General features: G+C 32.3%; 5 protein-coding genes. All 5 read right to left on the bottom strand.

Going from position 1 to position 6,396, the window contains the following annotated elements:
• On the bottom strand, positions 1–1,923 hold a 1,923-nt coding region (locus NHF50_RS10015), incomplete at its 3' end, for an Ig-like domain-containing protein (protein WP_252776175.1).
• Positions 1,924–2,157: 234 nt separating this feature from the next.
• Positions 2,158–2,799: a response regulator transcription factor gene (locus tag NHF50_RS10010; protein WP_252776173.1), complete on the bottom strand. Its 642-nt coding sequence runs from the start codon at positions 2,797–2,799 to the stop codon at positions 2,158–2,160.
• A gap of 426 nt (positions 2,800–3,225) precedes the next feature.
• Positions 3,226–3,924, bottom strand: a complete 699-nt coding sequence (locus tag NHF50_RS10005) for an IS1 family transposase (protein ID WP_252776170.1) — start codon at positions 3,922–3,924, stop codon at positions 3,226–3,228.
• Positions 3,925–4,338: 414 nt separating this feature from the next.
• On the bottom strand, positions 4,339–4,782 hold the full coding sequence (locus tag NHF50_RS10000) for a hypothetical protein (protein WP_252776169.1): 444 nt from the start codon (positions 4,780–4,782) through the stop codon (positions 4,339–4,341).
• Complete coding sequence (locus NHF50_RS09995; RefSeq protein WP_252776168.1) at positions 4,779–6,212, bottom strand: RHS repeat-associated core domain-containing protein; 1,434 nt, start codon at positions 6,210–6,212, stop codon at positions 4,779–4,781. The genes NHF50_RS10000 and NHF50_RS09995 overlap by 4 nt, the downstream gene beginning before the upstream one ends.
• Between the last annotated feature and the right edge of the window lie 184 nt (positions 6,213–6,396).

Below are 6,396 nucleotides of genomic sequence, written 5' to 3'. Positions count from 1 at the left end.
ATCACACAAACCTTCATTATCACATACCTGATATTCGAAAGTATCTGTTCCAAAGTAATCCGGATTCGGAGTATAGGTCACTTCGCCTGTTACAGGATCTACTGTTACCGTTCCGTTTGATGGACTTACCGTTACCACTACCGTGGTAGGATCGATCGTTCCGTCTATATCTGTATCGTTAGCTATTACGTCTATGATTATGGGTGTATCTTCATTGGTTACTGCATTGTCATCAGTTGCAACAGGAAGAACATTAACACTTAAGAGAGCATTTACTGAAGATACTACTCCACATATATAGTTTGTCTCTGTTATTACTACATGATACAGATTGCTGTCCATTGTATACGTTACCCCTGTTAATGTTAGGGTTGAGGTTGTTGCACCTGAATAGATCCCCCCATCAGTTATGTCTATCCAAATAGTTCCGTCTGTGCTTTCTTGCCATTGGTATTGCGTTACTCCTGAACCTCCGCTTACTGCCGCTGTAAATTGAACTGTATCACCTACCAGGCCGGTTTGATCTGTTGGTTGTGTATCAATAGTACTCACATTTCCGGCAGTTACAGCATTGGTATAATCTCCTGTATAAGCAGCGCCGATCACAGTACCATCCAAATTAACAGCTACGGGATCCGGTCCTGTACCGTACTGTCCACCATCACCACCGTCAGCATTCGCATTATTATAATATTCATTAGCATCAGAGCAGCCGTCATTATCAGAATCTGTATCTAATTCATTAGGGATTCCATCCCCGTCAGTATCACAAGCATAAAATGACTTTAAACTGGTAGCCATTCCTCTTGATTTTACCGTAGTTCCCGGACCTGTACATCCAAAGACAAAACTTGAACCCGAATAAGAGTTAAAAGTTAAAGACAAATTATAATCTACACTTCCGGTAATATCATTCGGAACATTACCTATTCCTGTATTTATTGGATAGTAATACGTATAATTGGTTCCGGGGCCTCCTAATCCGGAAACACCAAAATCAAATCCTCCGGTGACCAGAGTACTCCCTATTACTATATTTGAAGGAAGAGATGTATTGGAATATCCTACAACCTCTCCTAAGCTAGTATCACCATAACCATCAATATCTTCAAAATTTATAATGATCTCCCCTACATTTAAAGGAGTGTAAGCTCCAGTGCTTGTTGCTCCTGTACCAGCAGCAACAAATTCAATTGTATATTCAATATAAGGATTTTGCTCCGGTATAACATCAGCTAAATTAATAGCCCCTCCTCCATTTAAACTAATGCTACCACCACCAGGATTAACATTTAATACATTAACTATTAAATCATAAGTAATACCCAAATGAGTTAAGGCATTGGATTTATATAATCTGTCCCCAGTTGTTAAACCTGTTGCCGGAATAGAAGAAGGGATAAGCGCATGCAATCCGCTAAGTGAAACCGTAGGAACACTACACTCATCGGTATCTAAAATACCGTCATTATCGTCGTCTAAATCTGCTGAATCCAGCACACCATCTCCATCTGAATCTATATCTACCAAAACATTTGCCATTGCTGTACTACAATTTGAAGGGGCAATCGCTTCACAAATCTGATATTCGACCTGATAGATCCCTGCAACCGTACCGGGTGCTACAGTTATAGTACCATCTGAATTTAACGTTAATCCGGGCTGAATAGTAACAGCACTTACTATTATATCTGCCGGATTAAGTAGTACACCGTTTAATAAATCATTAGACAGTACAGTTGCAGATGCACCTCCGGTAGTTCCATTAATAGCTACGGCAGTAAAGTCATCGTTAACGGCTTCAATTTGGGCTGAGGCCTTGTTTTGGAAAAGCAGCAAAAATGAAAAAGCCAATAATAGAATAAAATGGTATTTTCCTTTTTTATTCATTTGCTTTTCTTTTGTTAAAGTAAAAACTTCCATAAAAATTTGTTAATAATTATAATCTTGATTTGTATTTTATTCCAATGTCTATTATTCCATTGGGTTTTACGAAACAAAACTATAATAGTGACAAGAGACAGGTTGTAGCCAAACAGCTATTTAGACAAGAATTTTATCCACAATAAGTAAGATGTTTTTTACATAGAAAAAAGATAAAGCATTTTTAACAAATGGCTTTTGTTTTTTACGTATAAAGGTTCAAATTTTATAAACTTAGCCTCTATAAAATTTGAATAGTTCTATTAACTCCGGCAGATTAGAAATGCCCAGTTTCTGAAAGATTCTACTTTTTATGGTGCTTATTGTACTTTGTTTGGTATTCAATATTACGGCTACTTCCAAATTACCCTGTCCTTCTACCAGAAGTTTAGCGACTTCCATTTCTCGTGTTGATAATTCTTCTATAGGTAGAAGCGTTTGCTTTTGCAGGAAAGCATCTAAAATTTTATTCTGAAGATCAGCAGGTATGTGTTTTCCTTTTACGACCATATTCGTTAAAGCTGTCTTTATTTCTTCTTTGTTACTTTGTTTACTTAGAAAACCGCATGCTCCTGCTCTTAAAAAACTTAAAGCATAAAAATCATCCTCATATCCACTGTATATCAATACTTTCACCCATTCTCTCTCTTTTACCAGGTCAGAAACGAATCCTAAACTATTTCCTTCCGGAAAACTAATATCTATTATAACATAATTGATGACTTGACTGTTTAAAATATCATTTGCTTCTTCCAGTGAATTGGCCTGTAATATGACAGCTCCTAAAAACAACTCACGGATTATGAACTCTAAGCTTAACCGAATCAGGACGTGATCATCAACAAGTAAAAAAATCTTTTTTTGAGATTCGTTCATGATGTTATTTTTTGACGCTAAGCTACTGTTGTCCAATCAGTCAAATTGTGGCTAAAAAGCTATTTTAAACAGAATTTACCCCACAACAAACAAGATATTTTTCGTACAAAAAAAGACAAGGCGCTCCGATTAAAAGTGTTTTGTCTTTTGTAGTCAGTAAAAGGTAGCTTTATAAAACTCATATAATTCAAGGAAATTGCCTCCAGGATCTTTAACTAAAATTTTATATCCTTTCTTTAGTTCTATCCTTTCAACTATTTCAGCTTCAATATCCGAAAGGATATTACAATATCCTTTTAAATCTGTCACAGCACTTGATTGATGCCTGTTCAGAACAAGCATACCAAAAGTAGAGTGATCATTACACTAAACAAAGTTATTAGAACTTGTTAAATATATATAATTTTGAGCCCCCTCTTATAAGAATCATGCCCAAAAATAAATTCGTAAATGAGCTTCAAGATATTTCTTTTCTCTCGAAAAACAGATCGTTTTCCTACTCAATCTTTTAATATGGGTTCGCAACGTAAGGTTTTTACGTTCAATTCTGTTAGTGCCATATTTATTTACTTTGTGTGCAACATCTTCTAAAAGTGATTTATAATGAATTAACTTATCTGTATAGACTTTTTTTGGATTAGAAAGTACAACTGAATTTGTTACATGATTCAAAGTTTTTTTAGTTCTATTACCAACATTAAAACTTACAACGCTTTTTGAGGCTCTATCTAATGCATAAACAATCCAGATTGGATTTGTTTTTCTATTTATAAAAGAACGCATTTCATCAATCTCATATATTCTATTAGGGGAAATTTTTGGTTTATTAATTGTTCTTGCTATTAATATAATTCTTTTTAAAACTGTTGTAGTTGAAATTTTTAAAACTCTTGCCGTACTTCTAACTCCAAGACCTTCTTTAGTTAATTTGATTATGAAGTCATTTATGTTTGGATTATATGCTTTATAAGAATATTGAATTATAAAATACCTTCTACATTCCTTACATTTAAACAGTTGTTTCTTGTTTTTTGAAGTACCATTTTTAACAATTCTGCTTGATTTACAAAATTTACATTTTTTGACATCACTAACTTTGTAACACCAGGTCTCATTTAAGTTCATATTTACTGATTTTAAAGAAAAACAAATAAAAAAAGGATAAGCAATATTGCTTATCCTTTAATTATAAAATTTACGTTATCATTTGATTTTTAAAACTTTAACTTATATTGAAAATTACATCACTAACTCTGTAACATTACCCCGCTTTCTAAATGTATCTCAACTAACTTATAAAACTTTTCTGCTAAAATCGTTTCTAATTGCATGATTATAGTTTGTTTTATAACCTTATGATTATAAATATTCTAACATCTTTATTCATCATAGGTGCTTTTTTGACCCACTACCGGACACTTTTATACTAAAAAAACAGCATTTAGGTTTTACACTAAACACTGTTTTTTAATAACTTATATTTTAAATTTGTTTTATGAATTAGGTTGCTATGTTATCCTAGTTAAACTATATTACTCCTTAATTTTTAATCAATTCTAAAGGAGTAAACCTTCTTAATCGTATATGAATTGTGTCTGATATAAGATCTAATTCATAGATAGTGCTTTTAAATTCTTGTAAAATAGTATCTCTACTTGATAATTCATATTTGAATTTTTTATTAAAATATTTATTATCGGTTTTGATATTTAAGTAATTTTCATTGTTGATTGATTCAAATTCATAATTACCCTTGTCTTTATTTGGTTCATTTTTTGAAATTAAAATTTTGTTATCATAAAAATAAATACTAAATATTTTTCTTCCTCCTCTAAAATTATTGGCAACATGAAGATTATTTTCATTAAGATTATTTTGATTTAAAGAAATATACAAAACATCCCATTTAGTGTTTTCTATAATCTTTTCTTTATTAGCTTGGCAACTGACAAGAATAACAAAAATTGATATTAAAAATTTCATTCTCCTCTATTTTGATATTTAACTAGTGATTCATTTAATTCTGTTAAAATTAAATTATTTTTTGCACTATCTGAACTATATTTCCGAATTATTTCTCGTCCTTTATTTATTATTTCATCAGATTCATAACCATCACCGCCATAAAGCACATAATTAAAAATTTGACTTACGTCAGTAAGACTATAATTCTCTAGTAATCCTCCATTAATTGCTCTTTCCATATCTTCATAAGCTTGATCAAAAACATTATCTGGTCCATTTGTCTGATCAAATACTTTTTTACTATCAAAGCCTGTCATGTAGTCTGTTGTTACTGATAGAGTATAGTTCATTAATTCAAAGACGCCTCCAGCTAGGACAGCATGAGTATTAGGTCTTAATCTACTTACAACGATGTTACTACTAGTAGTTTCAGCTATTGACCAATTTTTAGCTGAACTAGTATTAAATCTTTTGTCTAAACTCCCATTATTATTTCTCCTACCTAAGTAAATTGAATTTTGATTAACACTTGTTTCAGTAACTGCATCTCGTGAATAAACAACATCCATTCTTGGATATCTAAAATCAGTATCTAAAATATTAAATTTATAACCTCTTGAAACATTATCATTAGTAAATAACACTGAATTATAAACATTTTCTACATAAAACAATTGAGTTTTTAATTGTCCTGGATTGTAATCACGATCTGGGTAATAAATTTGATGATTCGGAAATTGTTCTTTAAATAGATTTTTATAAGCATTTGAAAAATTTTCTAGTTTTATAAATAACTTACCAAACTTAACTTCTATCATGGATTCTTCTTTGTCCATATATTCTTTCCCTTCTAATTCTGTTCCATCAATTACTCTATCTTCACTAAAAACATAAGGAGAGTTCCAAGGATATGATTTTTGTAATGGATCTGAACTTAAGAACCTCCCCACCCTCGGGTCATGCATTCTAAAAGTATAATTTAAAGAATTTCCTTCTCCTTTAATCTCATCATCCTTTTCTTGTCCCTGGAACCCGTAACGGTATGAATTTGAGCTTGCATGCCTGTTTGGTACTAACATACCAAAAGGATAATAATCATTATAACTAAGAACGTCGGCGTTAAAGTTAAGAAGTGTTCCGTTATCTAAATTAGGAACTTTTTTATCGCTTACTACGACCAATACATTCCCCAAATGATTACTTAACTCATAACGTTTGTCACCTATCAAAGATAAGTAATTTTTGATTGCTATAGGGCCTGTTACCTGATAATTTCCGTTGGTGTCGTCCAAATAATTAGCGGTTCCGTCTGTATCATCGTCTAAAGTATATGGACTGCCGTCTGTATCATCCGGTATTTGAGGGTTAAAATAACCCGGACCGCCTTCAAGCGTTTCCCAAGTGGCGTAACCGTCGCCGTCATCATCAACGTCTAAATAATCAGGCAATCCATCTCCGTCAGTATCTTGGGCATCATTAGGAGCATTGTTACTATCCGGATTAAAAAACTACTTGTTTTAAAAGCTCTAACAAACTTTCTTTCAAAAAACAATAAAGAGCCTCGATTCAGAAACTCTTTACTTATCTATATTACTAATAATCAATATTTAAAAACAACCATATGCAAAAAGC

The organism is Flavobacterium sp. NRK F10 (genome assembly GCF_024054235.1).
Classification (GTDB): Bacteria; Bacteroidota; Bacteroidia; order Flavobacteriales; family Flavobacteriaceae; genus Flavobacterium; species Flavobacterium sediminis.
This window is presented reverse-complemented; position numbering and strand designations above follow the sequence as displayed.